Raw genomic sequence first — 23,315 nt, 5'->3', positions numbered from 1 at the left:
TTAAAAAACTGGCATTAAAACCATTAAATCGTTGTTATTTTATTCAATCAAAAAATGCGCCCGCGCGGTGGCGATTAACTGTTTGCGGCTGGTTTGCCAGCACTCAATATGTACGTTGGCAACACGGCGGCCTTGGCGAGTGATATGGCACTCGGCGTAGCTGTCTTTGTGGTAGCCAGCGCGGAGGTAGTCGATGGAGAAGTCCACCACTTTCGGCACTTTACTGGTTTGCATAAACACCATCAACTGTATGATGGCCGACATTTCCATAAACCCCGCAATCACCCCGCCGTGCAAAGCGGGCAATACTGGATTACCTATGTTGTCGTCATTAGCGGGCAGTTGGAATACCAGTTCATCGCCAAAACGATTGACCTGCATTCCGATAAATTTGGCATACGGCACGTGGGCGATCAGGTCAGCGAAATCGTTAGTTTCAGCAACGCGAGCGACCAATGTTTTAACGTCGGTCAGTGGCGGTTTCGGCTCAGTCATACTGCACCTCCTCGCCCATCAGCGCTTTGCGGAAGCTGTCACCAATCATCTCTGGACTGATACGCATAAATGAACCCACCGCATGGGCGATAGGATCGTCAACACTGTCTTGGTAGGCAATCGCCCGCGTAAATGCCACGCTGGATGACAAGCGATAACATTCGGCCATGCCGAAAATCGGCTTATGTGGCTGTGCCGGTTTCATGTAATCGACACGCAAATCCAACGTTGGCGAAATTTCTAAGGTGCCAAATTTCTCTTTAATGGCGCAGATCACCGCGCAACCGCTGCCGGTATCCATCAAGGTGGTAATCACCCCACCGTGCAATACGCCGGTGTCAGGGTAGCCAATCAGCTCTTCGTTATAAGGCAGTTCTAACAGTACATGATGCTCGCTGGCTTCATGCACTTTGAGCCCCAAACGACGACACTGCGCCAGTTGATTAACAAAGCGCGTGGCTAACAAGGTCATTGGGAAAAAATCAGGATTTGTCTTCATTGTTATCTTTTTTTCGACTCAACATCGGCCCTAACGCTTTGCCGCCTAGTAGGTGCATATGCACGTGAAATACTTCCTGTCCGGCGTGTTTATTGGTGTTCACAATTAAGCGAAAACCGTCTTCGGCGACGCCCATTTCAGCCGCCAATTTTGCGGCCACGGTGAACATACGGCCAAGCGCTGCTTCATCCGATGCTTTGACATCGTTAACGGTAGGAATAACGTGGTTGGGCACAATCAATAGATGTGTGGGGGCTTGCGGCGCGATATCGCGAAACGCCGTGACTAAATGATCTTGATATACGATATCTGCAGCAATTTCACGTCTGACAATCTTACTGAATAGGGTTTCTTCAGCCATCTTACACTCTCCGGTGATTAGTAATGTCAGTAGCGCAGTAAAACACTGTGCTAAGCTCAAAACGTGGTCGCATTATACCTGTAAGCGGAAACGAATGCGCCAGTCACACTAACATAGCAGCTTCATCCCATAGTCAAAAGCTGTAAAGCCTGCCAAACAGTATTGTGCAATAAAACAGCAATCATCTGAATCTGCCGTTAAAAGTGATTTATTTAGCGAGTGCAGATTGCTGTCGTTAGCTATTTTTGGCAGCATGTGGAGCACTTCTTTACACTTCAAATCAGCAGACTCAATGATCAGTTATCAAATTACCGCCGTTGATCCAGTGGCACATTTATTTGAAGTTTCTATGCGGGTTGACGCGCCCGCTAAACAGCAAGAGTTCTGGTTGCCTGCATGGTTGCCAGGCAGTTATATGATCCGTGACTTTGCCAAAAATATTATTGGCTTACGCGCATCGGATGAAATTAACCGGCCACTGAATATTCAGCAGCTTGATAAACAACGTTGGCTGATTGAAGCCGACGCTGATGTGCTGCACCTGCGCTATCAAATCTATGCTTGGGACCTGTCAGTGCGCACCGCGCATTTAGATCAAACCCACGGTTTTTTTAACGGCAGCAGTGTGTTTTTAGCGGTTCGCGGCAAAGAGCAGCAACCGCATGAAGTGGAAATTCTCCCGCCAAAACAGTTGCAAGGTTGGCAAGTGGCAACCACCCTGCCACGGATTAAAGGCGACGATTTTGCATTTGGCCGTTTCCGTGCAGCTGATTATGACGAGCTGATTGATCACCCCGTGGAAATGGGCACCTTCACCTTAGGCACATTTGAAGCCGGTGGTGTACGCCACGATGTAGTGTTAACTGGGCGTCATCACTGCAATATGCCGCGCCTGTTGCAAGATTTGACCGCTATCTGCGAAAGCCAAATCAAACTGTTTGGTACACCAGCACCGTTTGAACGCTACCTGTTTATGACGCAAGTGCTTAAAAGCGGCTTCGGCGGCTTAGAACATCGCGCTTCAACCGCGTTACATTGTTCACGCAATGAACTGCCTAAATCGCTTGATGCCCCGGTTGATAAAGACTATCGCAGCTATTTAACCCTCTGTAGCCATGAGTATTTTCACAGCTGGAACGTGAAGCGCATTAAGCCCGCGGCGTTCACTCCATACCAATTAGAGAGTGAGACCTATACGCCGCAGTTGTGGGCCTATGAGGGCATCACCTCTTACTACGATGATTTGATGACTTACCGCAGCGGCCGCGTTGACCGTGACAGTTACTTAGAGCTGCTGAGCCATACCTTTACGCGCGTTTATCGCGGTGCTGGCCGTTTGCAGCAAAGTCTGGGCGAGTCCAGCTTCAACGCGTGGACTAAGTTCTACAAACAAGATGAAAACGCTGGTAACGCCATTGTCAGTTACTACACCAAAGGCGGTTTGTTTGCGCTGTATCTCGACCTTACTCTGCGACTGGAAACCCAAGGCGAGAAAAATCTCGACGACCTGATGCGTCTATTGTGGCAACGCTATGGTTTGAAAGGCATCGGCACCGATGATGACAGCCACCAGCAGCTGTATAGTGAGTTGCTCGGCCGCGATGCCAGTGCCGAATTTGCCTGGATTAACAAAGCGGAAGATCTGCCACTGGCTGAGTTACTAGCCAAATTTGGCGTTGAGCTAAAACTACGCTCAAGCAGCAGTAATGCGGATCAAGGCGGTGGTGATGTCGACGGACTCGCTATTGGCTTTGGTGCCAAATATAAAGCGGAAGGTTTGGGGATCCGCATCGTCAGCGTGGCGAATGGTTCTCCTGCCCATCGTGCTGGTTTAAGTGCTAAAGACCTTTTGATCGCCGCTGACGGTCTGCAAGCGGGCGCGCAGTTTGAGCAGTTTTTGCAGCTATATCCGCAAGGCGGCAGCATCACCCTGCACTGGTTCCGTGACGATGTGCTGATGAGCGGTGAACTGCCACTCGAAGCCGCCGCGCTGGATACCGTGTCATTGCTGGTGCGCGATGAAGCGTTAGTGCCAGCTTGGCTAAGTTAAACTGACACAACATTTCCGAGCATAGAGCGGCCTCGCCGCTCTTTTTTATGTCCAGCTCACAGACTGTCGCCGCCTCCATCACCTAAGGAAGTTAACGCTTCGCAAAGCGGTCAAATTCCATTACTATGCGCCACCGCTCACCTGCCTAGAACTGTTTTAATGTCTGCTAACGCTCTGTATACCGACTTGTCGGGCTATTATGATCTGATGTGTGTCGATATCGACTATCACGCCCAAAGCCACTGTGTGAGCAGATTAGCGCAACTGTTTGGTAATGGTGGTAAACGCCATCTGGACTTGGCCTGCGGCACTGGGCCACATGTACGCCACTTCCTTGATTTCGGTTTTCAAAGCGCAGGCTTAGACATCAATCAGCCAATGTTGGATATCGCCGCCAAACGCTGCCCTGAAGCGCAATTCAGTATGCAGGATATGGGCAACTTCAGCGCTGACGAACCGTTAGATCTTATCACCTGTTTCCTCTACTCCATCCACTACAACGGTGGCATCGACCAGCTGAAACAGTGCATTGCCAGCGTGCATAATGCCTTGGCGGACGACGGGCTGTTCTGCTTTAACGCAGTCGCCAAAGATAAGATCAACAACGCCTTGTTTGTTGAGCATGGGGCAACGCAAGATGCTGAGCAGTTTACCTTCCGCTCGAGTTGGTATTATGGCGGTGACGGGGAAATGCAGGCATTAAAACTCAGCATCACCAAGACCAATCAAACAGAGCAACAGATTTGGCAGGATGAACATCCGATGGTGGCGGTAAGCTTTGCCGAGTTGGTGGCGTTACTCAGCCCTTACTTTGAGGTGCAGCTGTTTGAGCATGACTATCACAAAATTTTGCCGATGGACGCACAAGCTGGTAACGCTATTGTGGTATGCACTAAAAAGCCGTTAGTAAACTGATCAGTTAGCGCGTGACCAAGTATCTGCCAAGGTCAGCATCATAGGTAAACTGACGAGGCTAACAATGGTCGACAAGGTGAGGCTTTTCACGGGGAAGTCGGTGCTTTTCCCCGTTAGTTGAGCCACAATCACTGACATGCCCGCCACCGGGCAAGCACTGAGCGCTAACACCACCAACAACATATCGCCGCTGATATGTAACGCCAATAACCCCGCTAACACGACCGCAGGAAACAGCAAGTTACGCATCAACACGCTTAACCACGCAGCACCGCTAAACCAAATCTTGCCGATTTTAACTGGCGCCATCGCCGCCCCCACCAAAATCATCGCCAACGCGGTGTTCATCTTGGCAACATGGCCCACCGCATCATGCAATGCCGATGGCAGTTGAATTGATAAGACAAAGAATAAACAGCCGATGATGGCCGCTAAGGTATTGGGATTAAACAACACCTTGACCAACGCGCGGCGTTCTAACCGCCCGGAGTGCGTTAGTAAGCCGTGAGTCCAGACAAAGATACCATTAACAGCGATATACACTGAGCCGTAAAACGCGCCGTTACTGCCCACCAACGCCACCACCAGCGGCAGCCCCATAAAGCCGCAGTTAGAATACACCGCAGTAAATTGCATCTGCTCGGCAATGCCTTGGCGTTTGAGTCGGCGGGTATTAAGCAGTAATTTACTCAACACAATAAACAGAATGTGGATGGCACACGACAACCCGCCTACCAACATAAAGTTGTGCCATAACTCGGCGGAATAGGGAATTTGAAAGGCATTAAAGACGAGGCACGGCATCACCACATAACACAGCAACCAGATCAGTTTATCGGTGGTGGGCTTATCAAGCAGCTTAGATTTTGCCAAACCAAAACCTAACCCCATCAACAGAAATAACACCATGATCTGATTAATGATGACGCCAACACCCATGTTTACAACCTATCTTTGCTGTTGCAAAACGCTAGTATACGCTGTTCTGAACTATTGTTAATGAGTACAAGAAAAGAACACTAAGCTTTCAACAATTTAACGTGCAGCAAATAACAGCCAGCTAACAGGATGACGCTGACAACGCACCTGCTGGCGGCTGTTAGCGTTTAATTTTTGCACATAACATCGATGATAAATGTGGTGCAGCCAGCGATACTGCTTCATCGAAATAAGCGAGATGCAATGACGTGGCGGATGCGGTTAAATAACCTATTCAAGCAGCGATGCTGCCCCATCAAATTTGAATGTTGTTGTGTCTTAGCAGTAATGACTTGAAAGGAAGCAAATATGGCTCACGAAAAACAGCTGGTACGGACTATTGAAGGCGCGTTAATTCATCTGTTCGACAAAGACCGCCAAATCCAAGTGTCCTCCTCGGAGTATTTTAGCAAGTACATTCGAGTACTATTGCCCTACGCCGTCACGCCATTTAGCAATACCGGCCGTATGTTTCTGGTCAATCGAGAATACAAACCGCTGGGCGTGGGTGATTTTAATGAGTGGGTAGACTATACCGAGTACCAGTGCAGCATTTCCGATAGTAGCTATATATTGATTCGCCAATTGCCACTGACTGATGGTCTCAAAAACGCTGCGGGAATTTTTCTTTATCAAGACTCCACCTGCCCGTGGCACAGTCAGCAGCATATGAACAATTACTTGGAAACGTTGAGACAACTGTTGAGCATTCTGACGGCCAATATGGCGGTAAGTGAACAACCGGTGTTACTGTAGCTAAATGTTAATATCGTCCCAACAACCAATCTTCCTCGCCAAGCCGCGTCAGCCCCTAGAACCATGGTGATATGAGTTAAATGATCGCAACTCATATCACTAATGAATAATCACCATTAGTCATCCTGCCACCCCGCCGCGATATGATAAGCGGCAGACATGACACCGATGCCGCGCAAATCATCTCTTGTAGCGAGCAGTTTCAAGGCTGGGGATTCCACCTTTCATATCACCTCATCAGTGATGTTGTGTCGCATCTTTTACCGCAACAGAGCTTTATGCCAATAATCAACGGGAGCACCGATGTACTACAAACTACCCTCGTTACTGTTAACTGCCGCGGTTTTTAGCACTGCCACCAGTATGGCAATTGCGGCTGACCAAGCGACCCCCGCCGCTCAGACGTTGTATAAAGCGGGGACGCAAGGTGCATTTGCAGGCCCGGAAAAATATTTCACTGGCGACGTAGCCGTAGAGATGGTTTTCCCAGCCAATGACACCGCCCATTACTCAGGCGCTTATGTTACCTTTCAGCCTGGCGCGCGCACTGCGTGGCACCATCATCCCGCTGGACAACATATGATAGTCACCTCAGGTATAGCGCTAACAGCAACGCGTGACGGCAAAGTCATCAAGTTTAAAGCGGGTGATGCCGTATGGTGCCCACCAAACATTGAACATTGGCATGGCGCCACACCAGATGCGCCGATGACGCATCTGGTGATCACCGCCAGCAAAGACGACAAAAACGTGGTTTGGGGTGACAAAGTCACTGCTGCGGAATATCAAGCCGCGAGCAGATAAGCCTCCGCCGTAATAACGTCAACAGACAACAGCTGCCTGCGATGCTTAGTCAACTAAGCAAGCTGGATGCAACAAAGTTCAGGAGGCGTTTAAATGAACCCTTCGGGCAGCCACACCACAAACCGCGCATACAACTGCCAAACCCCGCCACGTCAACGCCGTACCAGCGCCTTAATAATCTGTTGTGGTAGAGCTTCATCAACTGCCAATATGCAACACAATAACAACAATAAATAAACACCCGATTTAACATGAGCCTCGAACTGCCAATTATCATCACCTTTACCAGCTACTTAGTTGCCATGCTCGGCATCGGCTATTGGGCGTTTCGCGCCACCAACTCAATCGATGATTACATCCTTGGTGGACGGCAGATGGGGCCCGCCGTCACCGCATTAAGTGTCGGCGCATCCGACATGTCTGGTTGGTTATTGCTCGGGTTACCGGGCACGATCTATTTGCATGGCATGGGCCAAGCATGGATGGGCATCGGCTTAGTGCTCGGAGCATGGCTAAACTGGTTATTCGTTGCCAAACGCCTACGTCACTATACCGAACAAGCAGATAACGCCCTCACCTTGCCGGATTTCTTTGAAAAGCGCTTCAAAGATCATAGCGGCGTTCTCAAACTGGTGTCTGCCATCACCATCCTACTGTTTTTTACCTTTTACGCGTCTTCGGGTCTCGTTGGTGGTGCCATTCTGTTTGAAGAAACCTTTGGGCTAAATTACCACCTTGCCTTGACCATCGGCTCAGTGATCATTGTGGCCTACACTTTCCTCGGCGGTTTTTTTGCCGTTAGCTGGACCGATTTTTTCCAAGGATGTTTGATGCTGCTGGCGTTACTCATTGTGCCAGTAAGTATTTTTACCCATCCTGAGTTGCATAAGAGCATTGACTCACTCGATCCCGCCAAGCTGGCATTATTGAGTGACAAAACCACCATGATTGGTTTGTGCTCAGCGCTAGCGTGGGGCTTAGGCTATTTTGGCCAGCCGCATATTCTTAGCCGTTTTATGGCGATTCGCTCACGTAATGATTTAACGGTATCGCGCCGCATTGCCATGAGTTGGATGATTATTTCGCTGCTAGGAGCACTTGCAACCGGCGTTGCTGGCATGCTGTATTTTGCTGATAGCCCACTCAAAAACCATGAAACCGTCTTAATCTATCTTACTCAAATCGCCTTTAATCCGTGGATTGGTGGCATTCTCATCGCCGCGATTTTATCAGCCATTATGAGCACCATCGATTCGCAGTTGTTGGTATGTTCCAGCGTGGTGACCGAAGATTTCTATCGCCGTTGGTTTCGTAAAGAGGCATCCAGTAAAGAACTGATGCTGGTTGGGCGCCTCGCGGTGCTGGCCATTGCGCTGCTAGCCGCCATCATCGCCCTCAATCCTAAAAGCAGCGTGCTCGGCTTGGTCAGCTATGCATGGGCGGGATTTGGCGCAGCTTTCGGTCCCGTTGTTTTGCTCAGCCTCTTTTGGCGCGGCTACAGTCGCCAAGGGGCTATTGCCAGTATCTTGGTCGGCGCCACCACCGTGGTGTTATGGAAATTATCTGACCAAGGCATCTTCGCTTTATACGAATTAGCCCCCGGTTTTCTGCTTTCTAGCCTTGCTGGCATTGTTTTCAGTAAATTTTTTCCACCCAACCACGCAACTCAGCAAAGTTACACTATGTTTAAAACATCGCTGTAAGCCATATGTGACATAGATCACAGCACGTGCTACTGCTTAATCAACTGTACAAAGTTACCTTCAGGTAAACTTTTTGACACTAAAGTCCTATTTTCTTTATAAACTTCAACTAACATTATGGATATCAACATGTTGGGATAGTGAAATACAGCAATGTTTGAGACTTGATAATGCTAAATCCGCGAGATTTATTGGGAAATTTCGCGTTTTATTATCTGGTCGGACTTGCTGATGGTTTCACTGATACATAACATGGCGAGCTATTAAAAATGGGGCTGGTTAGTTTTTACTAACAAGCACTTGCGATAAAAGATAATTTCAGAGACTCAAATACATGCATAAGTTTAACAAGACTCTTCTCGCGCTGGCAGTTACCTGCGGCAGCTTCCAAGCTGGTGCCGCGGGCTTCCAGTTGAACAGCCAATCGGCCAACGGTGTCGGTCGCGCTAACGCTGGTGACGCAGTCATTGCCGATAACGCCGCTGTACTTGCTCGTAACCCAAGTGCTATGGCACTGTTTGATAATTCTGCGCTGTCCGTGGGCTTAACCGTGGCAGATATCAAAATTGACGTTAAAGACGTGAATTTTGCTGGCGGCGCAGTAGATTTAGGTGGCATCGATGACGCAGGTAGCGTCAAATTGATCCCTAACTTCTACTATATCCAACCATTGAACGACAAATGGGCCGTGGGTGTCGCCGCATTCTCTAATTATGGTACCGGTACTGATACCGCATCACTGGTTGAAAACCGTGCCGTAGCGCCATTCGATCTGATCGGTGAAACCGAAGTGACCACCATCAACTTCAACGTGAGCTTGTCTTATCGCATCAACCAACACTGGAGTGTCGGTTTGGGCTTTGACACCATCTACGGTAAAGGTAAGTTGACCCGTTATGCGGGTGACACTCCGCTGCTTGATGTTGACGCTGATGGCGTGGGTTACGGTGGTATTGTGGGTGTGACTTATGAGCTGAACCAAGACAACCGCTTTGGTTTGAGCTTCCGTAAGAGCCCAACAGTCACAGTGAAAGGTGACATTAATGTGCTGTCGAGCCGTGAAATTACTGGCCTGAGCACACAACAAGTGGGCATCGACTTTGATCGCCTAGACGTACCACTGGCGGACATCACCCAGTTCGCAGGCTTCCACCAGTTGACGCCAACCTTCGCCATTCACTATACCGCGCAATACACAGCGTGGGGTTCGTTTGACCAAATCACCGCCAAAGACGGTAATGCGACGATTGCTAGCGGTGACTTCGCAGGCACTCCTGTCGGTTCAGGTATCGAATCACCTCTGAAACAATACCATTGGCGTGACACTTGGTTAGGTAGTGTTGGTGGTACTTATAATCTCAACCCTAAAGTGACCCTGCGCGCAGGTTACATGTACGACCGTGGCGTGGTAGACAAACTGAGTTCACTGTCTATTCCAGACTCAAACCGTCAATGGTTCACCGTGGGTGCCGGTTATAAATGGAGCAAAAATACCAGCCTAGATTTAGGTATCGCTTACGTGCGTGGTGAAGAGGTTGAGTTGATCGAGAACAGCAGTTTAGTTGGCCCGGTTAACGCAAAAACTGAATCGTCAGCCATGTATTACGCGCTGCAATACAGCTATAGCTTCTAATCGACTCGAGTTATAGCCGCCATTTAGAAGCCAGCCTTGTGCTGGCTTTTTCACATTTTTGAGCATCCGCCGCACATATTCCCGCGATAACTTCTAAGCTCAAAAGGTTAAGTGCGTCAGTACGCTAGGGGCTGTTGACCTTGATTGCTGATGTTCACCGCAAACTGCACTGAGTTTCAGCAGTGTCGCTACTTGATGGTTTCATTTAAACGCCAAAGATCAACAGCCCCTAGTTAAGGCACTGCTTAACTATATAAATTTTTTCTAATGAATGATTGCGCGCTAAGAAAACATCCATTAGAATTTTCTCATGGATGTAATTCAATGTGGAATTGCCTGATATGCGCCAAGTGTTATCGCTAGTGTTGCTTGCCCAATTGTGGACGTTGCCATTACCAACGACCGCCGCCGAGATTACCGATCTTACCGTGAGCCAAACGTCGACGCCGAGCTACTTGGTGTTAGATGGCACCATTGAAGCGGTCAAAGCGGCTACAGTTTCGGCGCAAACCTCTGGCCGCATTGTTAAACTGAATTTCGACGTTAACGACTTAGTACCTGCTGGCGCTTCATTGCTAGAAATCACCAGTAAAGAGCAAGGTGCTGAACTCGCCGCCGCCGAAGCCAGTTATGCCCGCGCTAAGGCACTCGATGTTGAAGCGCAGCAAACGCTGACCCGCTACCAAGCCCTGTTCCCTCAAGGGGCTATCTCTAAAGGCGCGATGGATCAAGCAATTGCTAACGCAAAATCGACGCAACAAGCTGCCAGTGCCGCATTGGCACAAGTGACTAAAGCCCGCGAAAACCTCAAATACACCGTGGTTGCCGCACCTTATGCTGGCGTGATGACCGAGCGCCATGTGGAACAAGGTGAAACCGTCACTATCGGCCAACCACTGCTCTCAGGCTATGCCACCGATAAGATGCGGGTCGTCATGCAGGTGCCACAGCAATATCGCCAAGCATTAGTTGAGGCTGGCAGCGTGCAAGTCACCTTGGCCGATGGCCGTGAGTTTAGCGTGAATAACGCGCAAATCTTCGGTTTTAGTGACCGCCAAAGCCACGCCTATAAAGTGCGCTTACCTTTACCGGATAACACACCCGCGCTGCTGCCGGGGAGCTGGGTAAAAGCTCGTTTTGTAGTGAGCCAGCGGCCACAACTGCACATTCCCACCAGTGCGCTGTATAGCGTTAACGAGTTAACTGGCGTCTACTTAAAAGTTGACGACCGTTATGTGTTGCAGCAGATACGCATTGGTGAAAATAGCCATGACCAGGTGGAAGTATTAGCAGGGTTGCAGAATGGCGATGTCATTGCCAGCAACGCCTATCAAGTGCTGTTGCAACGCTCAGGCAAATAGGCGGACGCTGACCATGAACCAACCATCAAACCGCTTGGGTATCTCTGGCGCCATTGCTGCCAAATTTCAACAGAGCGCCATCACGCCACTGCTGGCGTTACTGGGGATTTTGCTCGGACTATTTGCCATTCTCGTCACGCCCAAAGAGGAAGAGCCGCAGATTGATGTCACCTTTGCCGATGTCTATATCCCCTTCCCCGGTGCCAAACCTGCGGAAGTTGAGCAACTGGTGACGCTACCCGCCGAAGAAGTGATTTCACAAATCAAAGGTATCGATACGCTGTACTCATTTTCTCAACCCGATGGCGCGATGATCATCGTCATCTTTGAGGTCGGCGTCCCGCGTAATGAAGCGATTGTAAAACTGTACAACCAGATCTATTCCAACCTCGATAAACTGCCTAGCGCTGCGGGCGTCGGCCAGCCGCTGATCAAACCGATGGGCATTGATGACGTGCCGATTGTTAGCCTGACGCTATGGTCAGCTGACAGCACGATGTCGGCACAACAACTTACCCACGTGGCTAACGGCTTAGCAACTGAACTGAAACGCATCAGCGGGACCCGTGAAGTGGCGACCGTAGCGCCGCATGAATTAGTGCTTAATGTGCGCATTGACCCGCAACGGATGAACCATTACGGCGTCAGCTATGACAGTATCCGCCAGGCACTCAGTGCCAATAACGCGGTGTCGATGCCGGTGTCACTGGTGCAAAACAACCAAGAGATAAAAGTGCAAACCGGTCAATTTTTACAGTCTGTGGAGGATGTAAAAAATCTGGTGGTGGCGGTGAATAACGACAGCAGCGGCCAGCCTGCACCGGTATTTCTCGCCGATCTGGCCGACATTAGTCTCAAGGCCGATATTCCTGCCGCCAGCGCATGGCACGTGCAAACCAATAAAGAGCCAACTGGTGAGCCAGCCGGGGTTTATCCTGCAGTCACCATTGCAATCGGTAAAAAGCCCGGCGAGAACGCCGTCGATGTTGCCGATGCGGTACTCGCTAAAGTGGCGCAAGTGCGCAATGTGCTGATCCCCGATAACGTTAACATCAGCGTCTCGCGCAACTATGGTGTTACTGCGGCAGAGAAATCAAACACGCTGATTTTTAAACTGATTTTCGCCACCAGTGCGGTGGTGATTCTGGTGCTGCTCACCATGGGCTGGCGTGAAGCCATTGTGGTCGGTGTTGCCATTGGTATCACCTTGGCAATCACCTTGTTTGCCTCATGGGCGTACGGTTTTACCTTAAACCGCGTCAGCTTGTTTGCGCTGATCTTCTCTATCGGTATTTTGGTCGATGATGCGATTGTGGTGGTGGAAAACATTCATCGCCATATGGCGCTGGGTAAACGCTCGTTTAGCGAACTGATCCCCATCGCCGTCGATGAAGTGGGCGGTCCCACCATTTTAGCTACGTTTACCGTTATCGCCGCGCTGCTGCCGATGGCTTTTGTTAGCGGTTTGATGGGGCCATACATGAGCCCAATCCCGATTAACGCCAGCATGGGCATGGTGATTTCATTGGCCGTGGCGTTTGTGGTCACGCCGTGGCTCAGCCGCAAGTTATTGAAGCACCACCACTCGAACAACAGTGACAACGTGGCGGCAACAGAGTCAACCTCGCCGATGTTGCTCAAATTATTCAATCGCCTAATTAAGCCGTTCTTAGACAGTCGCAAAGCGCGGTGGGGATTAGCAGCAGGCGTCGCGCTATTGATTGCCATGGCGGTAGCGCTGCCGATAGGGCAATTAGTGGTGCTGAAAATGTTGCCCTTCGACAACAAATCTGAGTTCCAAGTGATTGTGGATATGCCAGAAGGCACGCCGGTTGAACAAACCGAAAAAGTGCTGAAACAGCTGTCTAGCTATCTCGCTACCGTGCCAGAAGTGCGCAATATGCAGCTCTACGCCGGTACGCACGCGCCAATTAACTTCAATGGTCTAGTACGCCATTACTTTATGCGTAGCAGCCAAGAAGCGGGTGATATTCAAGTGAACTTGGTGGATAAACATCACCGTGAGCGTGATAGCCACAGCATTTCATTAGCGGTACGCGGCCCATTGCAACACATTGCGGCTGAGTATCAGGCCAATGTGAAAGTGGTGGAAGTGCCGCCCGGCCCACCGGTGTGGTCGCCAATTGTGGCGGAAGTTTATGGCCCGAGTGAATCGATTCGTGAACAAGCGGCCAATGATTTAATGCAACTGTTCCAACAAACCGCAGACGTGGTGGATATTGATATCTATCTGCCTGCCGCGCAGCAAAAGTGGCAGGTCAACATCGACCGCAGCAAAGCCAGCTTACTCGGCGTGCCTTATGCCAACATCGTGGATTTGGTTGCCACCTCGGTTGGCGGCAACGACGTCAACGTGTTGCACAAACCGTTGCAGAAAAATGCGGTGCCCATTCGCTTGGAGCTTAATGACGCCGACAAGTTAGACCTCACCCAACTGCTGACCATGAAACTCGACAGCCAATTGGGTGGCACGGTGCCCTTGTCCGAATTAGTCACTATCCAACAAGGCACGATTGATAAACCGATCATTCACAAAAACATGATCCCGATGATCATGGTGGTGGCCGATATGGCCGGGCCACTCGATAGCCCGTTGTACGGCATGTTTGCAATGGCGGCGGATATTGATGCGCCGAACGGCCTTGGCTTTGCGCAGCATTATATTGCTCAGCCCGATGGCCTTGATTCCATCAGCGTGTTGTGGGATGGCGAGTGGAAAATCACTTACGAAACCTTCCGCGATATGGGCATTGCTTATGCGGTGGGCATGATTGCCATCTACCTGTTGGTGGTAGCCCATTTCCGTTCCTATTTGGTACCACTGATCATCATGGCGCCCATCCCGCTGACCATTATCGGCGTAATGCCGGGACATGCCCTGCTCGGGGCGCAGTTCACTGCGACTTCGATGATTGGCATGATCGCCCTTGCAGGCATTATTGTGCGCAACTCGATTCTGTTAGTGGATTTTATCAATCAGGAAACTGCCGCGGGCTTGCCGTTTGAGCAAGCGGTGATCCACGCTGGAGCAGTACGCGCCAAACCGATTATGCTTACCGCATTGGCGGCAATGATTGGTGCGCTGTTTATTTTGGACGACCCCATTTTTAATGGTCTCGCCATTGCGCTGATCTTCGGTATTTTGATCTCAACCCTACTCACCTTAGTGGTGATCCCAGTGTTGTATTACGCTTTTATGCGTAAACGTATGTCATCTCAACCCTTAGCGACAGGAGCCTAACGCTATGTTTAAACCTCTATCTGTAGAACGTGCCACTATGGCATTTGCGGGATTTATGGTGCTGCTGTCAATGCTGCTGACCGCTACCGTGCACCATAACTTTTTCTGGTTAACCGTGTTTATTGGCGCCAATTTGCTGCAAAGCGCGTTTACCGGTTTCTGCCCTGCCAGCATGTTGCTGCATAAATTAGGCGTGAAAACTGAAGCCGAACAAACGTTGGCGCAAAAATGAGTAACGCCATGTCAAAGTTAGCAGCGTTGCTGGTCAGTCTGGCGGCGCTATTTAATAGCCTTGCCAATGCTGAGACCGTCAGTGATATCTCGCCCGCCAAAGCGCAGCAACTTATTAGTAAAGGCGCTTGGTTGATTGATGTCCGTACTGCGGAGGAGTTTAACGCTGGTCATTTAGACGGAGCGCGGCATATCGAATATCAAGCGATTGCAACGCAGTTACCCCAGCAACTGACCGATAAGACGCAACCCATTGTGCTTTATTGCCGTAGCGGCCGCCGCGCCGACATCGCCAAGCAGGCGTTGCAACAGTTGGGCTATAACGCAGTCGTCAATGCGGGCGGTTATGAAGAGTTAGCTAGCGCCTCCCCTGCACCAAACAAATAACCACGCTGACATACGGCGGTTTGTGTTATTATGCCGCCGTAAATTTTTAGGAGTGTTTATGTCAGCCAATTCATCCCATTCAAACGACCCGCTGCACGGTATGACACTGGAAGCGATTTTGTGTCATCTTGAGCAACAATATGGCTTTGATGGCCTCGCTGACAGAATCAAGGTGAATTGCTTTAGCAGCGATCCGAGCATTAAATCTTGCCTAAAATTCTTCCGTAAGACCCCGTGGGCGCGTGAAAAACTGGAACGTTTGTATATCAAGTCAATTGGTGAAAAGATGCCCGCGCATCTGAAAACCGTGGCGGGACGCAAATCTCCGCCTATCGCGACCAAAGCTGACCAAACCACGCGCACCGACAAAGCCTTGCGTCTCAACAAAACCGCTCGTAACGATAACACCAGTGCCACCGGCAACGGTGAAAACAGCGCGATTTGGGGCTCGGCGAAAAAATAATCGGCGCTAACCGTTCAGTCAATGACCATCGGGCCGATAACTATTTAATATCCCCGCTAAGGAGCATGGCGTTATGGCAATCAGTCCCCTGAATGTGCAACTAGGTGCGAGTTACACGGCCAGTCACTCGCAAACCACCGCGCCGCTGCAACAAAAGACGTTACAGGTTAACCTAGCACAAGACGACCAAGTCACCATTTCTAGCGAAGGCCAAGCACAATTAGCCCGCAGCAATGGGCAAGTGTTACACCAACAAGCAAACGCCAAATCGAACAGCAGTGGCGTAGCGGCTGAGGAAGAGAGTACTGATCCCGTCGAAAAGCTCGCCAAAAAGATCAAAGAGTTGCAAGAGCGTTTAGAGGAGATCCGCCAAGAGTTAGCACAGCTGACTAGCGATAAATCGGAAGCGGCAGAGCAGCATCGTGATGAGTTGCGCACAGAGCAGCGTATGGTATCAGCCCAGCTAATGCAGGCCACCAACCAAAAAGCCAAACTCGAAGAAATGCAATCGCAAGGGTGATTAAGGAAGGTTAAACGCTAGCGCTAAAGGGAAGAAAGGGTGGGCGCGCTAGCGTCTAACACAAAATGGTGACTCTGCTACAACAACGCTCGTTACGTTAGCAGACAAGGCATCTACCAAGTGTACATGCCTCTTTGCAATATTAGCGATCGGCATAATATCACTATCAATGGTCGATTGCTCCTCTTCGGTCAATAACAGCGATAATTCAGAAATTATTGCTAAAAATTCAATCAGATAGATTGTTTTATCATCATATCAAACTGTTATTTCCCGCCAACGTTTAGCCAATGACCACGCAACATGATTGCCGGGATTGCATGCTACCACTGCGGCAGCGGCAATATGGACAAAGATGCATACTCGCCTGATTTAGCAACGTCCATGACAGGGCCTAACTGCTGCCCTGCCAGTAGTTCTCCAACGAGTTAGAAACTCCAACGCACCGAGGCGGTGTAATTCATCGGTGTACCGTAAAAGGCTTGACCGTAGTTCAAACTGTTGTAGTAGGTTTTATCGGTGATGTTATCAACATTCAGATTAACGCTGACATTCTGCGCTACTTGATAACGGGCAAATGCACCCACCAGCAGATAACTGCCTTGCGTTAGTCGCGCCACGCTGTAGTCACGATAAACCGATGACTGCCAACGCGCATTAGTCCCAACACTGAGATCTGGCAACCACTCGGGCGTATATTGCAGCATCGCCTTGGCGGATTTCTCTGGCAGATAAGTACGGGTATCTTCGCCCTGCTCGTCTTCGATACTTTGCTGCGTATAGCTGGCCAGCAGTTTGAGTTCTGACGTCAGTTGACCATTCACTTCAACTTCAAAACCTTGTGACTCAAAATCAGCACCACGGTAATAACTTTGCCCTTGTGCATTGCGGCCCATGTTTTCGGCGAGGTTTTTGTAGTCGTTATCAAATACCGCCGCAGTGAAGTTCAACGCACCGTCAAAGAATTCGCCTTTAATACCGCCTTCTAAGGTTTGGCCAGTCGTTGGCGCCAAGCGATTGTGGTTAACATCAAACTCTGTTTGCGCACGGAACGTTTTGGCAATACTGGTATACAGCGACAAATTTGCACTCAGGTCGTACACCAAACCACCATAGGGAATAAAGCGGCTTTCGTCGCTGTCTTCGTTACTACCGTAACTTTCACCACGGCTCTTATAATCAATGTAACGGCCACCAACAATCGCGGTCAGTTTGTCGGTCAGATGGAACCGGTTAGCAAAGTACACTGACGCCTGTGTATCGTTCATATCGGTGCCATTGGGCGTATCATCGAATACTGGCGATGGCACATTGCCGTCCCATTGGGTGAAATCAGGAATATTGGTGTAACCAGCTTCAACATCGTACAGTGATAGATCTTCTAGCTCATGACGAATCCAGCCAGCGCCCATGACTAACTCATGCGAGCGACCAAACAGTTGATAGCTACCTTTTAATGACAAATCCACTTGGTGAGAGTCACCATCAGCACTATAGCCATTACCATAACCGTATAGACCAGCGTTGGTTTCCGGTGCAATCGACCCCAACACATAAAATAACTGTCCAGATTGGTTTTGATGGCGATAGCTGTAGCGGGCAACACTTTCCCAACCGTTGAAGAAATCATGTTTCAACTCGGCAAAGGCCTCAGTATTGGCGATATTCCAATAGGACCAGCGGGCAGCGGTCGAACTTGAGCGATCAAAATGGGTCGGCGTACCATCAGCATACATTGTGGTTAATGCACCCCACATTGGTGAATCAGGCTTGTTCTCTTGGTATTGGGCCCCAACGGTCAACAATGTCGCATTGGACAGATCGGCTTCAACCACACCGTATGCCGCAGCGAGTTGTTTTTCATACAAATTGATATATGAGTTGCCTTCGCTATAACTGCCCACAAAGCGGCCCCGCACGGTGTCGGTCATACTGCCTGACACATCGGCTTCTAAGCGGTAGTTATCCCAACGTCCTGCACTAAGGCTGACATAACCTTTCGTTTCCGCCGTTGGGCGTTTGCGTACCAGATTCACCGTCGCCGATGGATTACCAACCCCAGCGGTCAAACCATTCGCGCCACGCACCACTTCTACGCGCTCGTACAAGCTCATATCAGTTGGGCCATACAGCACGTCAGAATAAAATGGCGCACCGATGCCATCAATCTGGATATTACTGATTTCAAAACCACGTGCGGTTAACACAGAACGATCGGTTTCCGCCTGTTCCACCGTCACGCCAGGGGTAAACTCCATTACGCGGTTGATGGTGTCGAGCTTAAAACGCTCAATGTAGCTGTTATCAATCACGGTGACGGACTGAGGTGTCTCCCGTATCGACAGATCTAGCCCAGTAGCTGAGCTACTGTTTTTCTGTATCGACCCCACAACGGCAATACGTTCAATGTTGTCAGTGTCTGGTTGCTCTGCGGCGTAACCTACCCCATGATATAAATTGGCTACCACCACTGCGGATACCGCACTTCTAAACCACTGCATAACGTCTCCATTTTGTTAAATATTCAGTAATACTCCATTAGCGGCCGAATGATAACGATTCTCACTTCTCATTCAAAGGCTACAAATGTAAATTCACCAAAATGGCAGATATTTATCTCGTTTAAGCAGTTAGTCTCAACATTGAACGCTGTGCAATAACCGAATATTGCTATTTCCAGCCATCCGAAATAGCAATACGTTATTTAAGCGGCTGATGAATTACTGTGCATCAATCACGCTGATAGCGGTCGGATTAGCGACCACAATATGGGTTTGATAGTAGTAAAGATCGGTGGGGCGATGGTCACGCATAAAGTCGATTCGCGCGCGCATCGCATTGCCATGGATCTGTACCCCATGGTTGAGGAAATGGTGTTCAAGATCGGTAAAATTATGGATCCCCATGCGCGGCAATATCGGAATCGGTAACACGATAGTGACGTTACGTTGATCGCGATAATCCAGTTCGGTATTCAAGTACACATTGTTCCCTTGCTGACCGACCGCTTTAATAAATAGTGTGTAATCCCCCGTCACCATCTCAGGCGCCGCCGCAGCAGCAGTGCTGATAATGTCCATAGTGTTGCTATAAACCGTAGTGGAAGACGTGCTGGCGCAGCCACCAAGCAGTAGTAATGCCGAAAAGAGCAGTTGGTTTTTCATAAGGCAGCAATATTTTTAGGGAATTTACTGAATTTCAGGAGCCAACACACTATCCAAGAAAACGTATTAACACAATGAAAAATATGTAAAAATCTAAGATTCCACTAAAATCTTTGCACAAAAAAGGCCGCATTCGCGACCTTCTGTTAGTGCAGTTGTTTTGCCGTTAATCTTGATGCTCTTCAAAGAAAGAATCAGGAATTAAATGCCCAAGTTCGTGTGACTTCGTTTTGAGATAGAACTCGTTGTATGGGTTTTTGCCCACTTGTAACGGCACCCGCTCGACCACTTCCACGCCCACTTGTTGCATGGCTTTGACTTTACGTGGATTGTTGGTCATCAAACGCACTTTATGTACGCCGATTTTTTCCAACATTGGCGCAATCATATCGTACTTGCGCATATCGGCCGGAAAGCCTAACTGCTCGTTCGCTTCAACCGTGTTGGCGCCTTGGTCTTGCAACGCGTAGGCACGCACTTTATTGAGCAAGCCGATACCACGCCCCTCTTGGCGTAGATACAAAATAAAACCGCGGCCTTCTTTGGCAATATTTTGCATGGCGGTTTGCAGTTGGAAACCGCAATCACAGCGCAGGCTGAACAGTGCATCGCCAGTCAAACATTCGGAATGAATACGGCCCAGCATAGGCTCATCCGCCTGCAACTCACCAAAAGTTAACGCCACATGCTCTTTGCCAGACTCAGTGTCTTCAAAACCATGCATGGAAAATACGCCCCAAGGCGTAGGCAGTTTGGCTGTAGCTACATATTTAATCGACATGAACTAACCTTAACGACATCGTTTTGCCCATAAGTCACAAGCAAAAGATTAAAAGCTATTTAACTTCATGCTTAAGTATGGCGCGCAATGCCACCAACTCCAGCATTCATGCCCCGTAACCGTGCTCGGCTACTGAGCCCTCATTTGTTAGGCAAAGGAGTATAGCAATATCCCGAGCGGGATGAATCAGCTTTTTACCGCAAAATTTCGATTATTTTGAACGATTAAAGCCATATGACGGCGATTTGTTGCATAAATTACCTGCAGGTTACTCGGGCGCTTGATGCAGATAATGGATCACTTGATTGGATGAGCCACGGAACGTCAACATTGGATCGGCTAAGCCTTGCTCAAACTTACCATCCACCAGCACGTCAATTAACGGCAACAACTGCTGTTGCTCATCATTGAGTTCATCAAGCCGATACCCCGTCCACAACCACACATCTTTGCCCGGTGCTTCAGCTTTAATTCGCAGCAGCAATTGCTTAATGGCCGCTAAATTTCCCGGAAACATTGGGTCGCCGCCAGATAAAGACAGCCCACGTCGGCGAATGCGCGTATCGGTTAAATCGTTAATGATCTGGTCTTCCATCTGTTTATCAAACAGATGACCAGAGCGCGGGTCCCAAGTGGATTGGTTATAACAGCCACGGCATTGATGAATGCAACCGGCCACAAACAAGGTAGCGCGCGTGCCGGGGCCGTTGACCACATCAAGGGGATAATATTGGTGATAGTTCATTACTGCCTCCAGAAAAAGGGGCACGTACTGTGCCCCAATATCATCGGGTAACTGCCGCTACAGATGTTTAACGCGACGTTTCACTTCTTCTTGTTTACCTTCGTTAAACGGACGCGCATCAGGGCTACCTAAATAGCCACACACTCGGCGGATCACTGACACTCGGCTTGGTTCATGGTTGCCACATTTCGGGCACACAAATCCTTTAGAGGTACATTTAAATTCGCCAGTGAAGCCGCAGTCATAACACTCATCAATCGGCGTATTGGTGCCGTAATACGGTACATGTTTGAAGCTGTAGTCCCACACGTCCTCCAACGCTTCCACGTTTTTCTGCATGTTCGGATATTCGCCGTAACAGATAAAACCGCCATTAGACAAATCCGGATAAGGCTTTTCAAAGTCGATTTTGTCGTATGGGTTAACGCTTTTTTCCACATCCAGATGGAAGCTGTTGGTGTAGTAACCTTTATCGGTTACCCCCTCGACCATGCCGAACTGCTTCACATCAAGTTTGGCAAAGCGGCTACACAAGTTTTCACTTGGGGTAGCATACAAGCTAAAGCCATAACCCGTTTCTTGCTTCCACGCTTCTGTTGCTGCTTTCAAACGTGCCACGATAGCCACCGCTTTCTCGCGCAGTTGTTGGTCATCAAACACGTGAGTTTTATTGCCATACAGCGCATAGATAGTTTCGTGCAGGCCAATGTATCCCAGCGAGATAGACGCGCGGCCATTTTTGAAGATTTTGGCAATGCTTTCATCGGCTTTCAAACGCACGCCGCAAGCGCCTTCCATGTAGAGGATAGGAGCTACGCGCGCTTTGACGTTTTCAAGGCGGGCAATGCGCGTGTCTAACGCTTTGCGGGCAATCTTCAACCGTTCATCCAAAATACGATAGAACGCTTGTTCATCACCTTTGGCTTCCAAACCGATACGCGGCAAGTTCAAGCTGACCACGCCAAGGTTGTTACGGCCTTCATGGATCTGCTCGCCATTTTCTTCGTACACGCCGAGGAAACTGCGGCAACCCATTGGCGTTTTGAACGAGCCAGTGACCCGCACCACTTGCTCATAGTTGAGAATGTCGGGATACATGCGGAGAGTGGAGCATTTCAGCGCCAACTGTTTAATGTCGTAGTTTTTGTCACCCACTTTATGGTTCACGCCATCTTTAATAGCGAAAACCAGTTTAGGGAACACCGCCGTTTTAGCGTTTTTGCCCAAACCTTCCATGCGGATTTTCAACATCGATTGTTGGATGAGACGTGACTGCCAGCTAGTACCCAAACCAAAACCGAAGGTGACAAACGGTGTTTGCCCGTTAGCGGTATGCAGGGTGTTGACTTCATATTCCAACGATTGGAATGCATCGTGACACTCTTTTTCGGTACGCTCTTTGGCGTAACCTTCTACATCGCCAATGCCCCACTGCTGCGCCACTTGTTGGTGTTTTTCATAACTTTTGGTGACAAACGGCGCCAACACTTCATCAATACGGTTGATGGTGGTACCGCCGTAGATGTGGCTAGCCACTTGCGCGATGATCTGCGCCGTTACCGCAGTGGCCGTTGAGATAGACTTAGGCGTATCAATTTCGGCGTTACCCATTTTAAAGCCATGGGTCAACATACCGCCCAAATCAATCAACATGCAGTTGAACATCGGGAAGAATGGCGCATAGTCCAAATCGTGATAGTGGATCTCACCCGCTTCATGCGCAGCAACAACATCCTTTGGCAGAATATGATGCTTGGCATAGTGTTTTGCCACAATGCCAGCCAAAAGGTCACGCTGGGTAGGGATCACTTTAGAATCTTTGTTGGCATTTTCATTCAATAGTGCGGCATTGCTTTGCTCGACTAAGCCACGAATTTCCATGCTGAGTTTACTGGTGCTTTCACGGCGAATGTCACGATCGTGACGATACTCAATGTAGGCACGGGCAACCTGCTTGTACGGACCATCCATCAACAGATTTTCGACATGGTCCTGTAACTCCTGAATACCAACTTCCGCTTTGTCTTTTACTGCTTGGCTGACAACTGCTGCCACGGTGGCAGCATAATCGGCATCGGCAACACCACAGTGCGTCGAGGCTGCCAGTACTGCATCCCTGAGTCTTGTTTCATCAAACGGTGTACGGCAGCCGTCCCTTTTGATTACTACTGGCATAATATGTCCTCTCCTTATTATCGTTATGAATC

General features: G+C 49.4%; 21 protein-coding genes. 12 read left to right on the top strand and 9 right to left on the bottom strand.

Features of this window, described 5'->3' with window-relative positions:
• Positions 1-39: 39 nt before the first annotated feature.
• From L9G74_RS03945 to hinT, 3 genes are read right to left on the bottom strand one after another with little or no spacing between them, the layout of a single operon-like run.
• Complete coding sequence (locus tag L9G74_RS03945) at positions 40-495, bottom strand: PaaI family thioesterase (RefSeq protein ID WP_238894975.1); 456 nt, start codon at positions 493-495, stop codon at positions 40-42.
• A complete protein-coding gene (locus L9G74_RS03940) occupies positions 488-994 on the bottom strand; it encodes a PaaI family thioesterase (RefSeq protein ID WP_238894974.1) in 507 nt (168 codons plus the stop codon). The genes L9G74_RS03945 and L9G74_RS03940 overlap by 8 nt, the downstream gene beginning before the upstream one ends.
• Positions 978-1,355 (bottom strand): purine nucleoside phosphoramidase, encoded by a 378-nt coding sequence (gene hinT, locus L9G74_RS03935; RefSeq protein WP_238894973.1) that lies wholly within the window; start codon positions 1,353-1,355, stop codon positions 978-980. Before hinT ends, L9G74_RS03940 begins: the two co-directional genes overlap by 17 nt.
• A gap of 292 nt (positions 1,356-1,647) precedes the next feature.
• On the opposite strand from hinT, the gene L9G74_RS03930 reads away from it, so the two are divergent.
• Together L9G74_RS03930 and L9G74_RS03925 are read left to right on the top strand one after the other, a co-directional pair.
• On the top strand, positions 1,648-3,405 hold the full coding sequence (locus L9G74_RS03930; protein WP_238894972.1) for a M61 family metallopeptidase: 1,758 nt from the start codon (positions 1,648-1,650) through the stop codon (positions 3,403-3,405).
• Between the two features lie 159 nt (positions 3,406-3,564).
• Positions 3,565-4,320 carry a class I SAM-dependent DNA methyltransferase gene (locus L9G74_RS03925; RefSeq protein WP_238894971.1) on the top strand — a complete coding sequence of 252 codons (756 nt, stop codon included), beginning with the start codon at positions 3,565-3,567 and terminating at the stop codon, positions 4,318-4,320.
• Here L9G74_RS03925 and L9G74_RS03920 read toward each other — a convergent pair whose 3' ends face one another.
• Positions 4,321-5,259 (bottom strand): AEC family transporter, encoded by a 939-nt coding sequence (locus L9G74_RS03920; protein ID WP_238894970.1) that lies wholly within the window; start codon positions 5,257-5,259, stop codon positions 4,321-4,323. It lies immediately after the preceding gene.
• A gap of 348 nt (positions 5,260-5,607) precedes the next feature.
• Here L9G74_RS03920 and L9G74_RS03915 point away from each other — a divergent pair, with 348 nt between their 5' ends.
• The 10 genes from L9G74_RS03915 to L9G74_RS03870 all read left to right on the top strand — a co-directional run bounded on the left by L9G74_RS03915 (position 5,608) and on the right by L9G74_RS03870 (position 16,418).
• Positions 5,608-6,054, top strand: a complete 447-nt coding sequence (locus tag L9G74_RS03915; protein ID WP_238894969.1) for a hypothetical protein — start codon at positions 5,608-5,610, stop codon at positions 6,052-6,054.
• A gap of 303 nt (positions 6,055-6,357) precedes the next feature.
• Positions 6,358-6,858 (top strand): (R)-mandelonitrile lyase, encoded by a 501-nt coding sequence (locus L9G74_RS03910; RefSeq protein ID WP_238894968.1) that lies wholly within the window; start codon positions 6,358-6,360, stop codon positions 6,856-6,858.
• A gap of 251 nt (positions 6,859-7,109) precedes the next feature.
• Entirely contained in the window at positions 7,110-8,561 is a 1,452-nt protein-coding gene (gene putP / locus L9G74_RS03905) for a sodium/proline symporter PutP (protein ID WP_238894967.1), read from the top strand.
• A 334-nt stretch (positions 8,562-8,895) separates the two neighbouring features.
• Positions 8,896-10,194, top strand: a complete 1,299-nt coding sequence (locus L9G74_RS03900; protein ID WP_238894966.1) for an OmpP1/FadL family transporter — start codon at positions 8,896-8,898, stop codon at positions 10,192-10,194.
• A 341-nt stretch (positions 10,195-10,535) separates the two neighbouring features.
• Positions 10,536-11,555: an efflux RND transporter periplasmic adaptor subunit gene (locus L9G74_RS03895; protein ID WP_275297253.1), complete on the top strand. Its 1,020-nt coding sequence runs from the start codon at positions 10,536-10,538 to the stop codon at positions 11,553-11,555.
• 13 nt (positions 11,556-11,568) lie between these two features.
• Positions 11,569-14,817, top strand: a complete 3,249-nt coding sequence (locus L9G74_RS03890) for an efflux RND transporter permease subunit (RefSeq protein ID WP_238894964.1) — start codon at positions 11,569-11,571, stop codon at positions 14,815-14,817.
• A 4-nt stretch (positions 14,818-14,821) separates the two neighbouring features.
• Complete coding sequence (locus L9G74_RS03885; RefSeq protein WP_238894963.1) at positions 14,822-15,049, top strand: YgaP family membrane protein; 228 nt, start codon at positions 14,822-14,824, stop codon at positions 15,047-15,049.
• Positions 15,050-15,057: 8 nt separating this feature from the next.
• Complete coding sequence (locus L9G74_RS03880) at positions 15,058-15,435, top strand: rhodanese-like domain-containing protein (RefSeq protein ID WP_238894962.1); 378 nt, start codon at positions 15,058-15,060, stop codon at positions 15,433-15,435.
• 58 nt (positions 15,436-15,493) lie between these two features.
• Positions 15,494-15,898: a VF530 family protein gene (locus L9G74_RS03875; protein ID WP_238894961.1), complete on the top strand. Its 405-nt coding sequence runs from the start codon at positions 15,494-15,496 to the stop codon at positions 15,896-15,898.
• Positions 15,899-15,971: 73 nt separating this feature from the next.
• Positions 15,972-16,418 carry a hypothetical protein gene (locus tag L9G74_RS03870; protein WP_238894960.1) on the top strand — a complete coding sequence of 149 codons (447 nt, stop codon included), beginning with the start codon at positions 15,972-15,974 and terminating at the stop codon, positions 16,416-16,418.
• 428 nt (positions 16,419-16,846) lie between these two features.
• Here L9G74_RS03870 and L9G74_RS03865 read toward each other — a convergent pair whose 3' ends face one another.
• The 5 genes from L9G74_RS03865 to nrdD form a co-directional block, all read right to left on the bottom strand.
• On the bottom strand, positions 16,847-18,919 hold the full coding sequence (locus L9G74_RS03865; RefSeq protein WP_238894959.1) for a TonB-dependent siderophore receptor: 2,073 nt from the start codon (positions 18,917-18,919) through the stop codon (positions 16,847-16,849).
• Positions 18,920-19,138: 219 nt separating this feature from the next.
• The gene (locus L9G74_RS03860; protein WP_238894958.1) at positions 19,139-19,582 is read right to left on the bottom strand and encodes a hypothetical protein; all 444 of its coding nucleotides are present in this window, start codon (positions 19,580-19,582) and stop codon (positions 19,139-19,141) included.
• 166 nt (positions 19,583-19,748) lie between these two features.
• The gene (gene ribA, locus L9G74_RS03855) at positions 19,749-20,363 is read right to left on the bottom strand and encodes a GTP cyclohydrolase II (RefSeq protein WP_238894957.1); all 615 of its coding nucleotides are present in this window, start codon (positions 20,361-20,363) and stop codon (positions 19,749-19,751) included.
• Positions 20,364-20,631: 268 nt separating this feature from the next.
• On the bottom strand, positions 20,632-21,108 hold the full coding sequence (gene nrdG, locus L9G74_RS03850) for an anaerobic ribonucleoside-triphosphate reductase-activating protein (RefSeq protein ID WP_238894956.1): 477 nt from the start codon (positions 21,106-21,108) through the stop codon (positions 20,632-20,634).
• Between the two features lie 57 nt (positions 21,109-21,165).
• A complete protein-coding gene (nrdD, locus tag L9G74_RS03845; protein WP_238894955.1) occupies positions 21,166-23,283 on the bottom strand; it encodes an anaerobic ribonucleoside-triphosphate reductase in 2,118 nt (705 codons plus the stop codon).
• Positions 23,284-23,315 lie beyond the last annotated feature (32 nt).

Source organism: Shewanella electrica (assembly GCF_022321485.1).
Lineage (GTDB): Bacteria > Pseudomonadota > Gammaproteobacteria > Enterobacterales > Shewanellaceae > Shewanella > Shewanella electrica.
Note: the sequence above shows the minus strand (reverse complement) of the source record. Positions and strands in the feature narration are given on the sequence as shown.